This window comes from Mycolicibacterium palauense, from assembly GCF_002592005.1.
Taxonomy (GTDB): domain Bacteria; phylum Actinomycetota; class Actinomycetes; order Mycobacteriales; family Mycobacteriaceae; genus Mycobacterium; species Mycobacterium palauense.
In genome coordinates this window covers 13,009-30,924 of sequence record NZ_NVQF01000012.1, presented here as the reverse complement: position 1 = coordinate 30,924, position 17,916 = coordinate 13,009, and the positions used below count along the sequence as shown (strand labels likewise).

Annotated in this window: 20 protein-coding genes; 11 read left to right on the top strand and 9 right to left on the bottom strand. The window is 70.1% G+C overall.

Annotated elements, in window-relative coordinates:
* Positions 1 to 7: 7 nt before the first annotated feature.
* A complete protein-coding gene (locus tag CSR00_RS07220) occupies positions 8 to 481 on the top strand; it encodes a ribose-5-phosphate isomerase (RefSeq protein ID WP_099021764.1) in 474 nt (157 codons plus the stop codon).
* 3 nt (positions 482 to 484) lie between these two features.
* On the top strand, positions 485 to 1,291 hold the full coding sequence (locus CSR00_RS07215) for an Fpg/Nei family DNA glycosylase (protein WP_099021712.1): 807 nt from the start codon (positions 485 to 487) through the stop codon (positions 1,289 to 1,291).
* A gap of 19 nt (positions 1,292 to 1,310) precedes the next feature.
* On the opposite strand, the gene CSR00_RS07210 is transcribed toward CSR00_RS07215, so the two are convergent.
* Positions 1,311 to 1,694 (bottom strand): MerR family transcriptional regulator, encoded by a 384-nt coding sequence (locus CSR00_RS07210; RefSeq protein ID WP_099021711.1) that lies wholly within the window; start codon positions 1,692 to 1,694, stop codon positions 1,311 to 1,313.
* A gap of 65 nt (positions 1,695 to 1,759) precedes the next feature.
* On the opposite strand from CSR00_RS07210, the gene CSR00_RS07205 reads away from it, so the two are divergent.
* A complete protein-coding gene (locus tag CSR00_RS07205) occupies positions 1,760 to 2,632 on the top strand; it encodes an alpha/beta fold hydrolase (protein ID WP_099021710.1) in 873 nt (290 codons plus the stop codon).
* A gap of 39 nt (positions 2,633 to 2,671) precedes the next feature.
* Here the strand turns inward: CSR00_RS07205 and CSR00_RS07200 are convergent, their stop codons facing one another.
* Both CSR00_RS07200 and CSR00_RS07195 read right to left on the bottom strand, forming a co-directional pair.
* The gene (locus CSR00_RS07200; RefSeq protein WP_099021763.1) at positions 2,672 to 3,451 is read right to left on the bottom strand and encodes a hypothetical protein; all 780 of its coding nucleotides are present in this window, start codon (positions 3,449 to 3,451) and stop codon (positions 2,672 to 2,674) included.
* Between the two features lie 86 nt (positions 3,452 to 3,537).
* Positions 3,538 to 4,725 (bottom strand): serine hydrolase domain-containing protein, encoded by a 1,188-nt coding sequence (locus CSR00_RS07195; protein ID WP_099021709.1) that lies wholly within the window; start codon positions 4,723 to 4,725, stop codon positions 3,538 to 3,540.
* A gap of 254 nt (positions 4,726 to 4,979) precedes the next feature.
* Between CSR00_RS07195 and CSR00_RS07190 the strand changes: the two genes are divergently transcribed.
* Positions 4,980 to 5,342: a DUF732 domain-containing protein gene (locus CSR00_RS07190; protein WP_099021708.1), complete on the top strand. Its 363-nt coding sequence runs from the start codon at positions 4,980 to 4,982 to the stop codon at positions 5,340 to 5,342.
* A gap of 13 nt (positions 5,343 to 5,355) precedes the next feature.
* Here CSR00_RS07190 and CSR00_RS07185 read toward each other — a convergent pair whose 3' ends face one another.
* A complete protein-coding gene (locus CSR00_RS07185) occupies positions 5,356 to 5,736 on the bottom strand; it encodes a hypothetical protein (protein WP_099021707.1) in 381 nt (126 codons plus the stop codon).
* 136 nt (positions 5,737 to 5,872) lie between these two features.
* On the opposite strand from CSR00_RS07185, the gene CSR00_RS07180 reads away from it, so the two are divergent.
* Positions 5,873 to 7,171 (top strand): wax ester/triacylglycerol synthase domain-containing protein, encoded by a 1,299-nt coding sequence (locus CSR00_RS07180; protein ID WP_099021706.1) that lies wholly within the window; start codon positions 5,873 to 5,875, stop codon positions 7,169 to 7,171.
* A gap of 53 nt (positions 7,172 to 7,224) precedes the next feature.
* Here CSR00_RS07180 and CSR00_RS07175 read toward each other — a convergent pair whose 3' ends face one another.
* Positions 7,225 to 7,488 carry a DUF1918 domain-containing protein gene (locus CSR00_RS07175; RefSeq protein ID WP_099021705.1) on the bottom strand — a complete coding sequence of 88 codons (264 nt, stop codon included), beginning with the start codon at positions 7,486 to 7,488 and terminating at the stop codon, positions 7,225 to 7,227.
* A gap of 342 nt (positions 7,489 to 7,830) precedes the next feature.
* Here CSR00_RS07175 and trxA point away from each other — a divergent pair, with 342 nt between their 5' ends.
* Together trxA and CSR00_RS07165 are read left to right on the top strand one after the other, a co-directional pair.
* The gene (gene trxA, locus CSR00_RS07170; protein ID WP_099021762.1) at positions 7,831 to 8,259 is read left to right on the top strand and encodes a thioredoxin; all 429 of its coding nucleotides are present in this window, start codon (positions 7,831 to 7,833) and stop codon (positions 8,257 to 8,259) included.
* 60 nt (positions 8,260 to 8,319) lie between these two features.
* Positions 8,320 to 8,700, top strand: coding sequence for a DUF1622 domain-containing protein (locus tag CSR00_RS07165; RefSeq protein WP_099021704.1), 381 nt, complete (start codon positions 8,320 to 8,322; stop codon positions 8,698 to 8,700).
* A 28-nt stretch (positions 8,701 to 8,728) separates the two neighbouring features.
* On the opposite strand, the gene CSR00_RS07160 is transcribed toward CSR00_RS07165, so the two are convergent.
* Together CSR00_RS07160 and CSR00_RS07155 are read right to left on the bottom strand one after the other, a co-directional pair.
* Complete coding sequence (locus CSR00_RS07160) at positions 8,729 to 9,646, bottom strand: CHRD domain-containing protein (RefSeq protein WP_141564307.1); 918 nt, start codon at positions 9,644 to 9,646, stop codon at positions 8,729 to 8,731.
* A gap of 199 nt (positions 9,647 to 9,845) precedes the next feature.
* Positions 9,846 to 11,138: an MFS transporter gene (locus tag CSR00_RS07155; RefSeq protein ID WP_099021702.1), complete on the bottom strand. Its 1,293-nt coding sequence runs from the start codon at positions 11,136 to 11,138 to the stop codon at positions 9,846 to 9,848.
* 322 nt (positions 11,139 to 11,460) lie between these two features.
* Between CSR00_RS07155 and CSR00_RS07150 the strand changes: the two genes are divergently transcribed.
* Positions 11,461 to 11,700 (top strand): hypothetical protein, encoded by a 240-nt coding sequence (locus CSR00_RS07150; protein WP_099021701.1) that lies wholly within the window; start codon positions 11,461 to 11,463, stop codon positions 11,698 to 11,700.
* Between the two features lie 284 nt (positions 11,701 to 11,984).
* On the opposite strand, the gene CSR00_RS07145 is transcribed toward CSR00_RS07150, so the two are convergent.
* Complete coding sequence (locus tag CSR00_RS07145; protein ID WP_099021700.1) at positions 11,985 to 12,185, bottom strand: hypothetical protein; 201 nt, start codon at positions 12,183 to 12,185, stop codon at positions 11,985 to 11,987.
* A gap of 7 nt (positions 12,186 to 12,192) precedes the next feature.
* Between CSR00_RS07145 and CSR00_RS07140 the strand changes: the two genes are divergently transcribed.
* Entirely contained in the window at positions 12,193 to 14,055 is a 1,863-nt protein-coding gene (locus tag CSR00_RS07140; protein WP_176561938.1) for a PQQ-dependent sugar dehydrogenase, read from the top strand.
* 39 nt (positions 14,056 to 14,094) lie between these two features.
* On the opposite strand, the gene CSR00_RS07135 is transcribed toward CSR00_RS07140, so the two are convergent.
* Positions 14,095 to 15,597: an MFS transporter gene (locus CSR00_RS07135; protein WP_099021699.1), complete on the bottom strand. Its 1,503-nt coding sequence runs from the start codon at positions 15,595 to 15,597 to the stop codon at positions 14,095 to 14,097.
* A 395-nt stretch (positions 15,598 to 15,992) separates the two neighbouring features.
* Between CSR00_RS07135 and CSR00_RS07130 the strand changes: the two genes are divergently transcribed.
* Positions 15,993 to 16,904 carry a restriction endonuclease gene (locus CSR00_RS07130; protein WP_099021698.1) on the top strand — a complete coding sequence of 304 codons (912 nt, stop codon included), beginning with the start codon at positions 15,993 to 15,995 and terminating at the stop codon, positions 16,902 to 16,904.
* Positions 16,905 to 17,129: 225 nt separating this feature from the next.
* Positions 17,130 to 17,810, top strand: a complete 681-nt coding sequence (locus tag CSR00_RS07125; RefSeq protein WP_099021697.1) for a hypothetical protein — start codon at positions 17,130 to 17,132, stop codon at positions 17,808 to 17,810.
* Positions 17,811 to 17,916: the final 106 nt, after the last annotated feature.

Genomic DNA, 17,916 nt, shown 5'->3' with positions numbered 1-17,916 from the left:
GATCGCCATGCGCGTCTACCTCGGGTCCGACCACGCCGGATATGAACTCAAGCAGGCCATCATCGAACACCTGACCGCCGGCGGCCACGAGCCCATCGACTGCGGCGCCTATACGTACGACGCCGAGGACGACTACCCGGCCTTCTGCATCGCCGCCGCGGTCAGGACGGTGGCCGACCCCGGCAGCCTGGGCCTCGTCCTGGGCGGCTCGGGCAACGGCGAGCAGATCGCGGCGAACAAGGTGCCCGGTGCGCGCTGCGCCCTGGCGTGGAGCACCGAGACCGCCGAGCTGGCCCGCCAGCACAACAACGCCCAGCTGATCGGGATCGGCGGGCGGATGCACACCACGGAGGAGGCGCTGGCCATCGTCGACGCCTTCCTGGCCGCCGAGTGGTCCGAGGCGCCGCGGCACCAGCGCCGCATCGACATCCTCGCCGAGTACGAGCAGACGCACGTGCCGCCCGCGGTGCCCGGCGCCTGACCGATGCCCGAGGGGCACACCCTGCACCGGCTGGCCCGGCTGCACCAGCGCCGCTTCGGCCGCGCCCCGGTGCGGGTGGGCAGCCCGCAGGGCCGGTTCACCGACGGTGCGGCCGCCGTCGACGGGCGCGTGCTGCAGAAGGCCGACGCCTGGGGCAAGCATCTGTTTCACCGCTATCAGGGCGGCAAGGTGGTCCACGTTCACCTCGGGCTGTACGGGACGTTCACCGAGTTCGCGCTGTCGGAGTCGGCCGGCGCGCCGGATCCGGTCGGTCAGGTCCGGATGCGCATGATCGGCGGCGAGTACGGCACCGACCTGCGCGGGCCCAACCTGTGCGAGGTGATAGAGGCCGCGGAGGTGGCCGACGTGGTGGCCCGGCTGGGGCCGGACCCGCTGCGCCCCGACGCCGACCCGGAGGCGGCGTGGAAACGAATCAGTAAGTCGCGCAGACCCATCGGTGCGCTGCTGATGGATCAGACGGTGATCGCCGGAGTCGGCAACGTCTACCGCAGCGAGCTGCTGTTCCGGCACGGTATCGACCCGCACCGGCCGGGTACCGCGCTCACCGGCGCCGAGTTCGACGCGCTGTGGGCCGACCTGGTGGCGCTGATGACGGTGGGGGTGCGCCGCGGGAAGATCGTCGTGGTCCGCCCCGAACACGACCACGGCGCGCCCTCGTATCGGCAGGGCCGGCCCCGCACCTACGTCTACCGTCGCGCCGCCGAACCGTGCCGGGTGTGCGGCACCGCGGTGCGCACCGAGGAGCTGGAGGGGCGCAATCTGTTCTGGTGCCCCACCTGTCAGCGCTGAGGCCGCCGCCGCGACACCCCTACCCGTCGACCGGGGTTGCGGGGTCGCCGTAGGCGCTGCACTCCGGGCACCGGGTGACCAGGTCGTGTCGGCAGTCCACCACGTGGGTGAGGAAGCGTTCGGCGGCCGCCAGCTGAGCCTGCCGCCCTTGGATCGCGCACAGGTGCCGCTCGATCACCGTGGTCCGTCCGGGCTCGTCGCGGTGCAGGAGCAGGCGGATCTCGGCCAGCGGCATGCCGACGCCCTGGCACGCCCGCAGGATGCGCAGGCGGTGCAGGTGCTCGTCGGTGTAGTCGCGGTGGCCCGCCGCGCTGCGGTCCGGTACGACGACGCCGACCTCCTCCCAGTGCCTGAGCACGTGCGTGGCGACCCCGACACGGCGCGCGGCCTCTCCGATCCTCATGCGGCGATTGTCCCGCGGCCGACGCGGTTGACTTCAGGTGGACCTGAAGTTCTAGGTTTGCCGGCATGGACTCGACGATCGGCTTCCTGCCCGCGGGACGTCCCCTGGAGGTCGACGGCGCGACGGTGATGACCTACACCCTCGGCGGCCCCGGCGCACGTGGGGACGTGGTGTTCTGCCACGGGACACCGTGGTCGGCGCGGGTGTGGGCCGACGTGGCCGCCCGGCTCGGCGCCGGCTACCGGGTCTTCCTGTGGGACATGCCCGGCTACGGGGCCGCCCCCAAGGACCCCGCGGTGCCCGTCGACCTGGCCGCACAGATGTCCCGGTTCGCGCGGCTGCTCGACCATTGGGGTCTGCAGCGGCCCCACGTGGTCGCCCACGACATCGGCGGCGCCGTCGCGCTGGGCGCACACCTGCTGCACCACCGCGACTACGCCGGGATGTACCTCTGGGATCCCGTCGTCCTCGAACCGTGGGGGTCGGCGTTCTTCCGGCTCGTCGCCGAGCACGGCGCCGTGTTCGCGGCGCTGCCCGCCGGGCTGCACGCGGCGCTGGTCCGCGAGTACATCGGCGGAGCCGCCCGCCATCGGCTCGGGCCCGACTGGGTCGACGCCCTCACCGGGCCCTGGACCGACGGCGGTGATCAGGTCGGTGGTCAGGCCGCCTTCTACCGCCAGATCGCCGCGCTGCGCAGCGAGCACACCCGCCCGATCGCCGAACGCCTGGACCGGGTGCGCTGTCCGGTGGCCCTGGGCTGGGGACGGGCCGACCCCTGGATTCCGGCCGAGCAGGCGCTGCGGCTGCAGCGGGCCCTGCCGGGCGCCGCCCCGCTGACGATGCTGGACGACGTCGGCCACCTCGCCCCGGTCGAGGCGCCGTCGTTGGTGGCCGCGGCGATCGACGACTGGCTCGCCGCGGCTCCCGTGCGGAACTGACACCGCGAGACGGCGCGGTCGACTGCGATGTGTCGGGCCTCAGAAACCGAAGTCGCCGAACCCGCCGAAATCCCCGCCGCCGTCGAACCCGCCGCCGTCGAACCCGCCGGGATCGGCGCCCATGTCGGCGTTCTGGTCGACACCCGGATCCATGCCCTGATCGAAACCCTGGTCATAGCCCTGGGCGAAACCCTGTTCGTAGCCGCTGCCGTGCATGCCCGAGAACAGCGCGTCGAACAGCAGCACCGACCCCAGACCCCAGGCGCCGGCGACCAGTGCCGGCTTCCACCACGGCTCGGAGTACCAGCCGGCGGGCACCGGCCGGCCGGCCACCCGGCCGCCGGGGTAGTAGTTCGGGGTGCGCGCCGAGGGCCCCGGCGAGGCCTCGATCTCGCGGCCCTCGAACTGCACCCGGCGGTCCTCGGTGACGCTGCCGGCCGCCCGTTGCCCGGCCAGGGTCTCCAACTCGGGGCCCGGGTCGATGCCCATCGCGCTGCGCGCCGCCCGCACGTAGTACAGGCCCTCCAGTGCGCTCTCCTTGGCCAGCAGGGCCTGCTTGGCGGTGGCGGCCTGCTCGATCTGCGCGCCGGCGGCGGTGAAGCGTTCCGAGGCGTCGGCCAGGGCCTGCTTGGAGGCGTCGTCGGTGCCGGTCAGGTTGATCACCTGCCCGCCCAGCCGGTCGATGACGCGCCGCGCGTCGGCTTTGGCGTCGGCCAGGGAGGCTTCGTTGCGCCGCTGCGAGGCCCGTGAGGAACTCCAGACGGCCAGCACGATCGCCGCGACGACCAGGACGATGAGGACCAGCAGAACGCCGTTCATGGCGTCCAGCGTACCCACAGGAAAGGGTGGTTTCGCCGAGCGCGATCGGGGCGCGACCGGGGCGCGATCGGGGGAGCGGTGCGGGGTCAGCTCGCCCGGCGGGCCACACCCAGCACGTCGTAGACCGCGTCGGACAGCACCACCGAGCGCGGGTCGGCATTGCACTTGGTGGCGTCGAACCGGTTCATCACATAGGCGTAGCCGATCCGGTGCTCCGGATCGACGAACGCGAACGAACCACCGGACCCGCCGTGGCCGAAGCTGCGCAGGTTGGGTCCGGCGACGCCGCGCTGGTTGAGCATGTACCCCAGCCCCCAGCCGTGATCGGCGACCCGTGCGCCGAGCACCACGTCGGGGTCGAATCCGCCCTGGGACTCCCGCACGGTGTCCAGGTACTCCCGGGACAGCAGCTTGCCCTGGGCCAGCGCGTTGTAGAAGGTCGCCATGCCTCGCGCCGAGACGTGGCCGTTGGTGCCGGGGAACTCCGCCGACCGCCACCGGGTGATGTCGTGGGACCCCAGCTCGTCGTCGGGCACGAACCCCATCGCCGCGGCGAGCCCGGCCATCGGGTGCTCGTCCAGCGAGACCGGGTCGGCGGGTGCCCGGCCGACGGCGAGCACGTCGCGGATGTGCGGCTTGTCCACCATGTCCGCGCAGCGCGCGTGGTCGGCGGCGGGCAGCCCGATGTGGATGTCGGCGCCCAGCGGCTCGGCGATCTCGGTGCGCAGGTACTGGCCGAGGCTGCGGCCGGTGACCCGGCGCACCACCTCGCCGAGGATGAAGCCGAAGCTGACCATGTGGTAGCCCTGCGCGGTCCCGGGACGCCACCACGGTTCGGCGGCCGCCAAGGCCCGGCACACCGAGTCCCAGTCGGTGGTGTCGCTCCAGTGCATCCGCGCGCGGGGGGCGATCACCCCGGAGCGGTGACCCATCACCATGCGGAGGGTGATGTCCTGCTTGCCGGCCTGGCCGAATTCGGGCCAGTAGCGGCTCACCGGCGCGGCGAGGTCGAGTTCGCCGCGGTCGGCCAGCAGGTGCACGCAGGTGCTGGTCAGTCCCTTGGTGCCGGAGAAGATGCTGGCCAGGGTGTCCTGGCGCCAGGGGCGTCGTCCGGTCGCGTCGGCCGAACCGCCCCACAGGTCGACCACCAGTTCGCCGTCGACCCACACCGCGACGGCCGCGCCGACCTCGCCGCGCTCGGCGAAGTTGTCGGTGAAGGCGGCGCGCACGGCCTCGAATGCGGGGACACAGGTGCCCGAGACCGCCGGCGACATGCGGGCAAAGGAAGTACTGCGCACCACGCCTCCAGACGGGAACGGACGTGGTCGTCGTGCGCCGGGTCCTGACGCTGTGGCTCTCGACGAAACACGTTCTGTGCCACGAATGTACGGTTCCGGCCGGAGCGACAGCCGCCCGGAGACCGATCGGCATCGAATCGACACCGTTCCGTGACGGGCGGACGGGGAGGCCCCGCATCCGGGGTGGGTCTTGTTAGCCTCGAGCGCGGCCAGCCGATCAAGGAGCGTCATTGTTCTCGAAGAGCAGGACGGCGCGCACGGCCGCCGGGACGATCGCCGCCACCACCGCGATGGTGGCCGCGATGCTCGGGGCGGCCGTGGCCGGCGCTGACACCGACGACGACCAATTCGTCGACATCGCCACACATCTGGGAGTCAAGTTCAGTTCGACCCAGGCCGCGGGCGAAGCGGGCAGGGGTATGTGCAACCACATCGCCGCGGGGGTATCGCAGGGTGCCGACGACGCCGCCATCCGCAGCGGCCTGATCACCGGCCTGTCCGACGCCGGTCTCGCGGACGGACAGGCCGCCGATCTGGTGCGCGGCGCGGTGCAGACCTACTGCCCGCGGTACGGCGACGTCGTCGCCGGCTGAACCGGAGTAGGCCTCAGGGGCGGCCGGGCCGGTTCCCCGGCTGCAGCGGGCCGCCCAGCGGGTTCACCCCGCCGGCCTGTGCGCGCTGCTGGTTCGCGGCGTGGGTGAGGGCGTGCAGGACCGGGTTCTCCTTGGCCAGATCGCGCCGGTCGTCCTCGGAGAGTTGATAGAACGTCCACATGCCCCACGCGGCGGGCCGGATGTAGAGCGTGGCGCGCTGTTTACGCTTGCTGTTCTGCGGCAACATCGCCGGGACCGCCACCACACCGTCGCGCGACGCGGCGCCGATCATGTCCTGCGCCAGCCGGTCGAGGTCGACCCCGTCCTGCAGTTCGTGGGCCGACGATTGCTGGCTTGCGGTGGACGAGCCCTGCAGGGCGAGAAACCAGGCCATCCTCGTCTCCTTCGCTGATCGGTTCGGCCACAGCGTAAAGCAGACGGTCGCGGCCGCGGACGACAGGCATCCCGAATAGCCGTGCGGGCTGTGCCCTGACAGCCCGCAAAGGCCGGGTTCCGGGCATACTGATCCGATGGCCGGGGACGGTGGCGAGAAGCTGTCCGAGGACGACGCGCGCATCCTGGGGTTGGAGTCGTCGGCCATCACCGGGCACACCCTCAAACTGGTGCTGCTCGACCCGGGTGACGAGCCCCTGGACCTGGACGGACTGCGCGCCGGGGTGGCCGAACGCCTCGCCGGCCAGCCCCGGGCCACCCAGCGCGTCGTGGACGGTGCCGACGGTCCGTGCTGGGTGCCCGACACCGGGTTCGACATCACCGCCCACGTCCGGCGCCGTGGCATCGCGGCGGCGGCCACCCGCGCGCAGTTGTGGCGTGTCGTCGGTGAGTTGATGGCCGAGCACCTCGACCGTCGACGGCCGCTGTGGACCGTCGATGTGATCGGGCCGCTCGACGACGGCCGCGAGGCGATCGCGGTGCGGATCCACCACGCGATGGCCGACGGCATCGCCGGGATGCGCTTCCTCGACGCGGTGTTGTTCGACCGGCAGCTCGATCATCGCGGGGAGCGCCGCGGGCACCCCGCCGCCGGCCTGCGCACGGCCCCGGAACCGTCGCGGCTGACCGAGGCCCGCCGGATGCCCGAGGCGGTGCTGCGCGAACTCGCGCGGCCCGGCCCGGCCTCGCCGTTCGACCGGCGCGTCGGCGTGGCCCGCGAACTCGCCTTCACCGTGGCGCCACTGGCGCAGCTCAAGGAGATCGGCGCCACGCGGCCCGACCACGCCACCGTCAACGACGTTCTGCTCGCCGTGGTCGCCGGCGGCCTGCGCGCGTGGCTGAGCGCCGGCGGGACCGCGTTGCACCGGTTGCGGGCCCAGGTGCCGGTCAGCCTGCACCACCGCGACGAGTCGGCCGCTGAACTGGGCAACCGGGATTCCTTCATCAACGTCGATCTGCCACTGGCCGAGTCCGACCCGCTCAGGAGGCTGGATCTGATCCGCGCCGAGACCGCCAAACGCAAGCGGCTGGGCGACGCCGAGGAGCTGTTCGACCTCTTCCACGCGCTGGGCCGGCTGCACCACGTCGGTGCCGCCGCGCAGCGGCTGGCCGGCAGCGCGCGGGAGTTCGGGGTGGCCATCTCCAACGTCCCGGGCCCGCCGAGCCCGGTGGGCGTGGCGGGACGCGCTGTGCGCCACCTGTTCTCGTCGTCGGAGCCGGCGGTGCACCATGCGTTGCGGATCTCGGCGGTCTCGTGCGCCGGTGACATCGGCATCGGGCTGTGCACCGACCCGCACGCCCTGCCCGGGGTGGCCGGGCTGGCCGAGGAGATCGACACGGCGTTCGGCGAGCTGCACGCATCCGCGCTGGGCTGATCCGCGCTCCGGTCGCCGAATCGGTGCCGGTTCAGTGCCGGTTCGGTGCCGGATCAGTGAGGGTGCTGGCGGATCACGTCCTGCACCGCCATCGCCCGCGCCTCGGCCCGCTCGTCGGCCTCCCGGATCTCCTCGGCGGTGAGCACGACGGCGTCCGGGCCCGGGTACATCAGGGCCTCGTGGCCGCTGTCGAGCCAGCGCACCAGAAACGGCGGTGACCCGTCGGCGCCGTGGGTCTCCAGGACGAGGCCGCGCTGCTCGGACTTGCCCGTGGTCGCGCTCTTGACCACCAGCCAATCACCGATCGTCGCCTTCATGGTGGACTCCTTCGTCTGCCGGTGTCTGCGTGGTTGTCGCCCGATACCGATGGTTCGCCCGCCGCCGCGACCGCGCAAGGGGCACCCGGATATGGCGGCGGGGCCCAAAGCCACCGGGGCTCTGCGGTGGGGTTCCCGGGCAGGGTCCTCCCGGGGGGCTCTCCGGCGTGCTACGCCGAGATGGACGTCAGGGTCGCCGCTTTCGCGTCCACCGCCGGCAACCACGACCGTGGTGTGCACCTCGCGCCAGCACCCCAGGCGGGCACCCGGCGGGACACCCGGTCAGCGGCCGGGATGGCGAACACCGCCCCGCGGGTGGGCCGCTGCGACGAGAATGGGTCCATGGAATCGAGCACCGTGACGTGTCCGCACTGCGGGCAGCGCAACCGCGTCCCCGCCGGCGGCGCCGGCAAGCCGCGTTGTGGCAAGTGCCGGCAGTGGTTGCCATGGATCACCTCCGCGAGCGACGGCGACTTCGCCGAGGTCGTCGAGTCCGCCTCGGTGCCGGTGCTCGTCGATCTGTGGGCCACCTGGTGTGGCCCGTGCCGGATGGTGAGCCCGGCGCTGGAGCAGCTGGCCGCAGAGCGGGCCGGGACGCTGAAGCTGGTCAAGGTCGACGTCGACACCGCACCGGGGCTCTCGCAGCGTTTCGAGGTGCGTGCCGTGCCCACCCTGCTGCTGATGGATCACGGGCGGGTGCTGGCCCGCCAGTCCGGGGCCGCACCGGTGGCGGCGCTGCGCAGCTGGGTGGATTCGGCCCTGGCCGGCTGATCGGGGCGCCGCGCCCGATCCGCGGCCCAAACCGCGGCGCAGCGGATTAGCGTGCCGGGCATGAGCTTCATCGAGTCTGTCGAGTTGGTCGGAACGGTGATCGACGGCGTCGGCGTCGCCGTGATCGCGCTGGGCGGGGCGTTCGCCGCCGGCGTCGCGGTGACGCGGGCGCGAAAGGGGACCGGCACCGCCTACCGCGACTTCCGCGAGCAGCTCGGCCGGGCGATCCTGCTCGGACTGGAATTCCTGGTGGCGGCCGACATCATCAAGACCGTCGCCATCACGCCGACCGCGCAGAGCGTCGGGCTGCTCGCCGGGATCGTGGCGATCAGAACGTTCCTGAGTTTCTCGCTGGAGGTGGAGATGACCGGCCGGTGGCCGTGGCAGCGCCGCGACTCCGACGCCGACTCCGACACCGCACCGGCGGCCAGTCCCCTGTAGGGCGGGCAGGCATCCTGGCCCGCATCGGCTACTGGCCGACGTCTCCACACAGGATCGGCTGGAAGTACAGGGTCGGGTTGCCGTCCTGCTCGATCTGGGTGGCCGACCCGAGGTGGACGTTGACGTACCAGCCGGAGTCCGGCGGTGCCTGGTCGACGTTCGGGATCACCGTGGTGGCCTCCGCGGTGCCGTCGGCCGAGGCGACCAGGTCGTTGAGGGGGAAGTGGACGGCGCCCTGGGCGCTACACGAGTCGAGGTGGATGTGCTCGGCGTGGTCGCTTCCCGCGGCGAGGCCGTTCGCGGTGACGGACACGGTGAGCGTCCTGGCGCCGGGGTCGAACGCGAGCGTCGCCGACCCCTCCGGCTGCGGACCCGACGGTGGTGCCGTCATGGTCAGCTCCGTGGACGCCGGTGCCGCGGCGGGGGTGATGTCCGAACACGAGATCGACGTGAAGCCCAGCGAATCCGGGCTGCCCAGCTGGTCCGACGGGGCCAGGTGGATGTTCAGCAGGGTGCCGCCGGCCAGGCCGTCGGGAGCCGGCTGGGAGCTGGTGACCGTCGTGTCGATCGCCCCGCTCTCGTTGGCCGTCACGTCGGGGAACGGCACCAGCACCTTGCCCGGGCTGGCGCACCCGCCCTCGTGGATGTGCATGGCGTGGCTGCTGCCCGGGGTGAAACCCTGCATGTGCAGCGTGGCGCTGACCATCCTGGAATCGGGGTCCCAGCTCAGCGTCGCGGTGCCGGAGGGTTCCCGGTTGAGCTGCACGGTGACGGGGGCGGCCGCCGCCTCGGAGACGGTGGTGGTCGTGGTGTCCGCCGGCGCGGAGGTCGACGTCGAGGACGACTGGGTCGAGTCGGAGGCGCAACTGGCCACGGTCAGGACCAAGGCGGACCCGCCGACGACCACGGCCTGCCATCGTCTGATTCTGTGCCTGCCGATGTTCATGTGCCCTCTTCTCGATCGACGCGTCGGCACGCCGGCGACCGGAGGCTGCCGCGACAGTCGGACCGCCGCGGTCCCCGCGGTGACGTCCCCACCTACGAGCCGTACTCCGCCACCCGCCGGATGCGCTGCGAATCTGCTGTGAGGTCCCGCAGAATGTGCAGTCTCTGCCGGTAAGACGGCGGCGACGTCCCGGTGCGGGTCAGGGCCCGGGGGGCCGTGGCGCTTCGCCCGCGACGGTGTCGGGTATGCCCGCGGTCTCGGGCACGCCGAGAACGAACACGACGAGCGCCAGGACCGCGATGCCCGACAGCACGAACAGCGAGACGTGGAATCCCGCCGCGACCGCGACGAACCCGGCCAGGGTGGGGCTGAGCGCGGCGCCGATGCCCTGGATGGTGGTGGCCGCGCCCAGCGCCAGGTTGAAATGGCCCGTGCCCCGGGTCAGGTCGGCGATCACCAGGATGAACATCGCACCGAAGATCCCGGCGCCGATCCCGTCGAGGATCTGAACCGAGATGATGTAGTAGGGCTGGTCCCACCAGGTGAACATGATCCCGCGGATGGGCAGAACGATGAAGGCCGCCAGGAAGATCGGCTTGCGCCCCCAGTCCTTGCCGTGCCGCGCGATCATCATCGCCATCGGGATCATCACCAGCTGCGCGACGATGATCAGCGCCGCCTGATAGACGGTGCCCTGCTTGACGTTCTCCAGCGCGAGCTCCTGGCCGGTCAGCGGCAGCATGGCGCCGTTGGCCAGCTGCCAGAGCAGGGCCGCCGCGCACAGCGCCAGCAGCGCGCGCGAGGTGAGCAGGACACCGAAACCCGACGGACGCTTGACGCGGTGATCGGCGACCGGTCCCGGCGTCAGTCCCCGGGCGACGTCGTTGTCGATCAACCGGGGGTTGATCATCAGCGTCACGACGACCACCAGGACGCTGACCGCGGCGGCGAACCAGAACCCCGCCTTGATGGTGATCAGATAGCCCGCCACCCCGAAGACCACGGCGCCGACCACGTTGCCGGCATGGTTGAACGCCGCCATCCGGCCGGTGCGGTAGGTGTAGGCCGCCGCGCCGACCAGACCCAGCGCGATCGCGGCGATCGCGGGCGGAAACACCGCCCCGGCCACACCGGTGACCACCTGGGCCGCGGTGATCACCGGATAGCTCGGGTTGACGGTGATCATCACCGCGCCGACGGCGGTGACCACGGCGGCGGCGACGATCAGGCTGCGCTTGTGCACGGTCTTGTCGATGAACGCACCGATCGGCGTCTGCACCGCCAACCCCACCAGTCCACCGACGGTCAGCACCAGGCCGATATCGGCGGGATCCCAGCCCGGAACGGTCAGCAGGTAGATACCGAGGAACGGGCCGAGCCCCGACTGCACGTCGGCCAGGAAGAAGTTCAGCCCGTCGAGTGCACCCAGGGAGCGCCCCAGCCTCGGGCCCCCGGGGGTGGGGGCCGGCTGAGGGGGCCTGACATCGGTCATCGCGCGTCCCGCCGATCGCTGGCCCGTCTCCGTGCGGTCCCACGGTATCTGCCGGGGTGCGGGGGCACGGCGGTTTGATCATTCGGCGAGCGCCAGATCCCCGATATCTCCAGAGCCCCGATGTCGTCAGTCGCCCGTTCGGCACCGGGACGCCGGGAACCTTCGCCGCGGCCGTTGTCCGTGTCCCCCGGCCGGGGGACAACGATGTCGTCCCGACTACCGGCCGATCGGCCGATGCCGAATCGGTGGTGAGGTCGGCACACTTTGATCGTGCCGGTATGGCGCCGACAACCTGAAACGCACCGCTTGTGGGAGGGAAATCATGTCCAACGCATTCACCCGTCGGGTGAGCCGCTACGTCGCCGTTCCGGCGGCGGCTCTGGCCATCGCGGGCTCTGCCGCGGTCGGTTTGGCTGCCACCAGCAACGCCGCACCGGAGATCGGCAATGGTCTCGGGCAGGTCGCACAGGTTCAGCCGTTCAATCATGATCTGAACAACCTGAACAATCTGCGACCCGAGATCCAGTGGCAGCACCAGGGGTGGCAAAACCACCAAATCTGACCCCCTGGAGTAGCGGGGGTTGGCGCCACGCGCGACCTCGGAGTCAACACGTCTGTGCCCAACCCCCGCGGCCGTCGAGGTTGCCTCGACCTCCCCAGAGCGTGTCCGCAGCGGCTGGTTCGCGAGTTTGTGACCGCTGGTCTGGAAACGACGTGGCCGGCAAACTCGGGGCATAGAGTGCCCCCCAGAGGGCGGCCGCGCCGGGGGGTCACGGGTCGCCTCGTAAAAAGGGGGCGTGACATGGGGAAATCGGCAGCGGCGACGGATTCGGCCGGGTACGCGCGCTATGTCGGACGGGTCGGCGGACTGGCGTTCGCGCTGGGGGTCGGCGCGGCGATCGCCAGTGGGACGGCGGTGGCCTCCGCGGACGCGTCCGACTCCTCGGCGGGGGGTGGCTCGACGTCGGCGGCGAGCACGTCGAGGGCCGGCGGCGGGTCATCCTCGAAGGCGTCCTCGGTGTCGGCGTCGGTGTCCTCGGCGTCCACATCGTCCGTGGACTCCGCAACGTCTGCGGCGTCGAGGGGTGCCGCTGACGTCGCGTCGGACGGCAGCGATGCCGACACGGACTCCGATAGGGACTCCGGGACCGGCACAGGCACCGACGCGGAATCCGACACCGACGCCGATGTCGAGGCGGCCATGGAGGCTGCCGTCGACGACGCCGAGGCCGAGGAGGCCGAGTCCGACGACGTTGAGGTCGACGAGGCTGGGGTCGACGAGGCTGGGGTCGACGAGGTCGAGGTTGACATCAAGGCCGACGCCGAGGTCGAGGAAGCCGTCGACGAGTCCCTCGATGCCGACTCCTCCGAGGTGGATCCCGCACCACTGGAGGACGTCCAACCCGTCATCGGCACCGATATCGGCGCCGATGACGAGGCCGACCCCGCGGTCGCCGAACCCCAACGGACACAACGCGTATCAACCACGTCCCCGGCCGCGAGCACGGTCGACCCCCCGGCCGAGGCCGCGGACAGCTCGACCGCCGCTGCCCCGGTGAACGCGTTCTTCAACAACGTGACACCGACACTCAGCCACGATCCCTCGGAGGACATCCCCGTCGGCGACACGATCCTCGGCAGCCTGCACCCCGTCGACCCCGATTCCTCGACGCTGAGGTACACCGCAACCAAGCCCGCCAACGGCACGGTCGACATCGACAGCGACGGATCCTTCGTCTACACGCCCGGCCCGACGTACGCGGGCCAGGACAGCTTCATCGTGACGGTCAGCGACGCCCGCAGCGGGTTCCACATCCACGGTGTCCAGGGACTGATCAGCCTGTTCACCTTCGGCCTGCTCGGCAACCGCGGCCACAAGACGACCGAGACCGTGTTCATCGGATCGCAGCGGACGGTCGTCGCCGCCGGTCTGCACCAGCCGGTGGACTTCCGGTTCCTGCCCGACGGGCGGGTCCTGCTCGCCGAGAAGACCGGTGCGATCAAGATCGTCGACAACGGCACCGTGCTCGACCAGCCCCTGATCACGCTGTCGGTCAACAACGCCTTCGAGCGCGGCATCAGCGGGATGACCCTGGACCCGCAGTTCAGCGACAACGGATACCTCTACGTCGCCTACACCACCGCCGAGATCCACGACCGGCTGTCGCGGCTGACCGTCGTCGGCGACACCGCCGCCCCGGACTCGGAGATGGTGCTCTACGAAACCCCGGACACCGTGGCGCTCTATCACCGCGGCGGCGGGCTGGCGTTCGGCCCGGACGGCAAGCTCTACTGGGGCAAGGGCGACGACCTCTACGCGCCCAACGGACAGGACCTGACCAACGTCTACGGCAAGATCCTGCGGATCAACCCCGACGGCACCGTCCCGTCGGACAACCCCGACTTCGGGCCGGGGGCGCACCCGCTGATCTGGGCCTACGGGCTGCGCAACCCGTTCCGGATGTCGTTCACCGCCGACGGCGATCTGTTGGTCGCCGACGTCGGCCAGTCGCTGTTCGAGGAGCTGAACCTGGTGACCGCGGGCGGCAACTACGGCTGGCCCGACTCCGAGGGCCTGTGCACCAGCGACTGCGCCGGCCAGACCGACCCGATCTACACCTATCCCCGCGGCGCCGGGGCGGCCATCACCGCGGGGCTGCTCTACACCGGCGGCCAGCTCGGCGTGGGCTATCAGGACAAGGTGTTCATCGCCGACGAGGTGCAGGGCTGGATCAAGGTGCTTACCTGCGACGCCGCCCTGACGATGTGCGGTGATCCGCAGACCTTCGACCCGGACGCCGGCCCCACCGTGGTGCTGGCCCAGGGACCCGACGGGAACCTGTACCAGCTGGTGTACGACACGGGTGACCAGGGAAGGCTGGTGCGGATCGCGCTCGCGGGACCGGTACCAGCCTGAATTCGGCCCGAATCCCGGAGCCGGTCGGCGGCCCGGAGGTCACGAGCGTCGCGGCATCACGAAGTACGCCACGATCGCCAGGGCCGCCGGCACGGCGCTGACCGCCAGCATGGTGAGTCGGACCCCGTTGCTGAAGTCCCAGTCCAGCGTCAGGGTGGACGCCTGGTGGGTGAGATGCGGGTCCAATCCAGGCAGACCCGGGCCGTGCGCCAGCGAGCTGCGCGCCGCGTCGACCTGGTGCTGGGCTTGCTGGGCCGATATCCCGCGTGACTGCGCATCGGCCAGCCACTCGCGGTGGAAGAACGCGTTGAACAGCACGATGTAGATCGTCGGGCCCAGTGCGGAGCCGGCCGTTCCGAACGTGGAGCGCATGGCCGACACCGACCCGGCCCCGTCGGGCGGGGCGTAGGACAGCACGGTGTCCGAGGCCGGGGTGGAGGCCAGGTCCGAGCCCAGATTGAGCAGCACGGTGGCCAGCACCAGCACCCACACCGCCATCGTGGGTGCGGCGGTCAGCGCCACCAGCAGACCGCTGCCGGCCATCACCAACAAGCCGGTGACCAACACCGGGCGCGCGCTGTACTTGGCGACCAGATGCCCGGCGACGATGCTCAGCCCCGCGAGCAGCACGGTGCCCGGCAGATACACCATCCCGATCTCTTGGGCCGACAGCCGCAGAATCACCCCGCCGAACTGGCCCAGCACCAGGCTGAATCCGCCGGACAGGAACCCGATGGTCATCACGGTCAGCAACGCCACCACGAATCCCGGCCGGGCGAACAACCCCAGATCCAGGGCGGGGTGCTGCGTTCGGCGTTCATGGCGCACGAAGGCCGCCAGGGCCACGCCCGCCGCGGCGAGCGACAGCCACGCATGCGGCGACCCGAAGCCGTTCTGCGCCGAGCTCATGCCGTAGGTCAGACCCACCAGCGCCACCCCGAACAGCGCCACGCCGGCGGTGTCGACGCCACCGGCCGGCTGGCGCGGCGACTCGACCGCATAGCGCGCGGTCAACAGCAGCGCCACCAGCGCCAGCATCGGGGACACCAGAAACAGTCCCCGCCACCCGAGAAGCCCGACCAGCCACCCACCGACGAGCGGGCTCACCCCGTAGAGGATCGCATCGGTGGCCATGACGATGCCGATGGCCACCGGGCGCACCGTCGGCGGGACCGACACCGTCAGCAGCGCCAGAGACAGTCCGGCCAGCGCCGTCAGCGCCAGGCCGTCGGCGATGCGCAGCACCAGCAGGACGGGGTAGTTGGGCGACAGCGCGGCCAGCAACGCCACGACGATGTTGGCCAGCAGCCCGTAGCGCAGCAGCCGTTTGAGCCCGTAGGTATCGCCGAGGTTGCCCACCGCCAGCACCGAGAAGGCCATGACCAGCGTTGCGGCGCCGGCCAGGAAACCGAGGTGGCCCGACGGCACGTCCAGACCGCGGCTGACCGCGGCCAGACTCAAGGTGAGCAGTCGGGGATCGATGGCCGGGATGGCGAAGGCGAATGCCACGCCCACCGCGGCCAGGATCGTCCCCGCGGTCATCGGTGGGCGCTCCCGAGCCCCGCCGATCGGGCCAGCAGGCATGAGCACAATTTCACACCCGCGGCGCCACCTCGCGGGTGGCTACGAGCCGAAATGAACGTGGGGCCGGTGGAGTCGCGCGGGCGTTCCGCGGGTCGGTGTGGAGCGGGCGACGGGAATCGAACCCGCGTAGCTAGTTTGGAAGTTTTCTACGCGCCTGAACGGCTGTTCGGAATCGCGCTGGTAGGCGGCTTGGCGAGACCAGTTTTTGCATTGGTCAAACGCACTTTCGGTGCGGCTGATAGCCGCCCTCGGTACCGCTCGGGTACGTCCGCGGTTCGGCTCCGTCTACGGGACCAATACGGGACCGTGTCATACCCGCCGGGGTGCGTAATTGTTCTGCGAAACTCGAACACGTGACTGTGACGGTGCCCTCCTACTCGGACTTTCTCTGGCCAACGCTTCAAGCCGTGATCTCGCTCGGCGGCTCCGCGTCCATCGCGGAATTGGATGGGGCGGTGATAGAGCGCGAGCAGCTGTCGTCCGAGCAGCAGAGTGCGTTGCTCAGTGGCGGTCCGCAAACGGTCGTCCAAAATCGGCTCGCCTGGGCGCGGACCTACTTGAAGGGTATGGGTCTCCTCGACAACAGCACACGAGGCGTCTGGTCGGTTACCCAGGCGGGGCAGGACGCGACACCCGACATCATCGAGCCGTTGCGGTCGGAGTTCGCAGCCAGCCGCAAGAAGGCGACGAAGGCCAACAAGAAGAACGGCCGCCGTGGCTCATCGGATGTGGCTGACGAGCTAGAACACGTGGAGGCTGAGGCCGAGGCCGATTGGAAAGACGAACTGCTGGACACGATGGTCAGGATGTCGCCTGGCGCCTTTGAACGTCTCGCTCAGAGATTGCTCCGCGAGGCCGGTTTCTCCAGCGTCGCAGTGACCGGCCGAACGGGCGACGGTGGCATCGACGGGCTCGGCGTCTATGAGATATCGCTACTGAGCTTTCCGGTGTTCTTCCAATGCAAGCGGTACAAGGGAAGCGTCGGCAGTTCGGCCGTCCGCGACTTTCGTGGAGCAATGGCCGGCCGGGGGGAGAAAGGACTGCTGATCACGACCGGCACCTTCACGAGCGACGCCCGAACGGAATCGAAGCGGGATGGAGCGCCACCGATTGATCTGATCGACGGCGACAGACTTTGCGACCTGCTGAAGGCCAACGGCATCGGCGTCTCCACAACCGAGAGGGTCGTCGAGGACGTCAAAGTTGAGGTTGACTACTTCGCGTCTCTAGAGCCCAAGGCGCCCGGAGCGCACATCCGCACATAGGTCATCGGCTACGTGAGCCTGGAAATCCATACACCCCACGCGCATCATTCGTCACAAATCCGTCAAGCCGACACGCCGCACTGTGATGTAGTCCACGATTTTTGAATACGCTACACACGGCGTGGCGAACTGTGTTTACAGCTGGCACGTGGGAAGTTGGGTTTCTAGTGAGCCGCACAAGGTGCTCCCTCCGGCACGCCCAGGATGAAAGCAGCAACACCCACCATGTCCGAAGATGCCAGACCTAGCGACGACGATCAGCCGAAGTTCGCCGAAGTAGTCCACACCACCGAAGAGTTGAATGAGCTGTTCGCAGCCAAGGATCACAACTGGCGCTATGCCGGGTTCGTGTCCGTGCTCGTCCAGCGCCGTGATCTCGCCAACTCCCGCGTCCGCGATCACCTGTTCCGCTTCGCGAAGCCCACCGGCGAGCGCGCCCGTGATTCCCGCGAGGTCGGTCAGTTCGTCGTTGACGCAATGCAGGACTACGCGCAGCTGATCCAACAAATGGAAGACTTCATGTTCAGCGGCCCGTTCGTCGCGATCATGTGTTCGCCGCACGACGAAGCGAGCGCCGACGCCGAAGCTGTTTATCACTGCGCGATGCGGTTGATGGACTTCTACGACCGGATTCTCGCCTTCTCCGAGCGCGCACGGGGCCTGGCCGCACCGTCCACATATGCCGATCTGCTCAATAATGTCGCGCTGCTGTCTGATTCGGGGATTGACGGGTATCACCGCTTCATTGACGAGTTTGTGCAACGTGTCGCCGAGATGCCCGCGATTATGCTCGCCGCCAATGGCGGAGAGGTTCAGGGCGAGCCCATCGTTCTCACCTTTGACTCGCCTACCGAGCTGTTAGAGACCATCGGTGAGCAGCTGAGATCCCTTACTGCTGAGGTCTAACCCCCAACCACGCCAACGACTGCGGCGACGGTCACCAAGCGCTAGTAGGTTGGGAGACTTCCTTCACTCGTCGACCGCCGCCACGCCTAGCCGCGCAGCCGCTCGC

Excerpts from the sequence above, each read along its gene's own strand:
- CSR00_RS07220 (WP_099021764.1), top strand. The coding sequence starts at position 8 with ATGCGCGTCTACCTCGGGTCCGACCACGCCGGATATGAACTCAAGCAG.
- CSR00_RS07215 (WP_099021712.1), top strand. The coding sequence starts at position 485 with ATGCCCGAGGGGCACACCCTGCACCGGCTGGCCCGGCTGCACCAGCGC.
- CSR00_RS07210 (WP_099021711.1), bottom strand. The coding sequence starts at position 1,694 with ATGAGGATCGGAGAGGCCGCGCGCCGTGTCGGGGTCGCCACGCACGTG.
- CSR00_RS07205 (WP_099021710.1), top strand. The coding sequence starts at position 1,760 with ATGGACTCGACGATCGGCTTCCTGCCCGCGGGACGTCCCCTGGAGGTC.
- CSR00_RS07200 (WP_099021763.1), bottom strand. The coding sequence starts at position 3,451 with ATGAACGGCGTTCTGCTGGTCCTCATCGTCCTGGTCGTCGCGGCGATC.
- CSR00_RS07195 (WP_099021709.1), bottom strand. The coding sequence starts at position 4,725 with ATGTCGCCGGCGGTCTCGGGCACCTGTGTCCCCGCATTCGAGGCCGTG.
- CSR00_RS07185 (WP_099021707.1), bottom strand. The coding sequence starts at position 5,736 with ATGGCCTGGTTTCTCGCCCTGCAGGGCTCGTCCACCGCAAGCCAGCAA.
- CSR00_RS07180 (WP_099021706.1), top strand. The coding sequence starts at position 5,873 with ATGGCCGGGGACGGTGGCGAGAAGCTGTCCGAGGACGACGCGCGCATC.
- CSR00_RS07175 (WP_099021705.1), bottom strand. The coding sequence starts at position 7,488 with ATGAAGGCGACGATCGGTGATTGGCTGGTGGTCAAGAGCGCGACCACG.
- trxA (WP_099021762.1), top strand. The coding sequence starts at position 7,831 with ATGGAATCGAGCACCGTGACGTGTCCGCACTGCGGGCAGCGCAACCGC.
- CSR00_RS07165 (WP_099021704.1), top strand. The coding sequence starts at position 8,320 with ATGAGCTTCATCGAGTCTGTCGAGTTGGTCGGAACGGTGATCGACGGC.
- CSR00_RS07160 (WP_141564307.1), bottom strand. The coding sequence starts at position 9,646 with ATGAACATCGGCAGGCACAGAATCAGACGATGGCAGGCCGTGGTCGTC.
- CSR00_RS07155 (WP_099021702.1), bottom strand. The coding sequence starts at position 11,138 with ATGACCGATGTCAGGCCCCCTCAGCCGGCCCCCACCCCCGGGGGCCCG.
- CSR00_RS07150 (WP_099021701.1), top strand. The coding sequence starts at position 11,461 with ATGTCCAACGCATTCACCCGTCGGGTGAGCCGCTACGTCGCCGTTCCG.
- CSR00_RS07135 (WP_099021699.1), bottom strand. The coding sequence starts at position 15,597 with ATGACCGCGGGGACGATCCTGGCCGCGGTGGGCGTGGCATTCGCCTTC.
- CSR00_RS07125 (WP_099021697.1), top strand. The coding sequence starts at position 17,130 with ATGTCCGAAGATGCCAGACCTAGCGACGACGATCAGCCGAAGTTCGCC.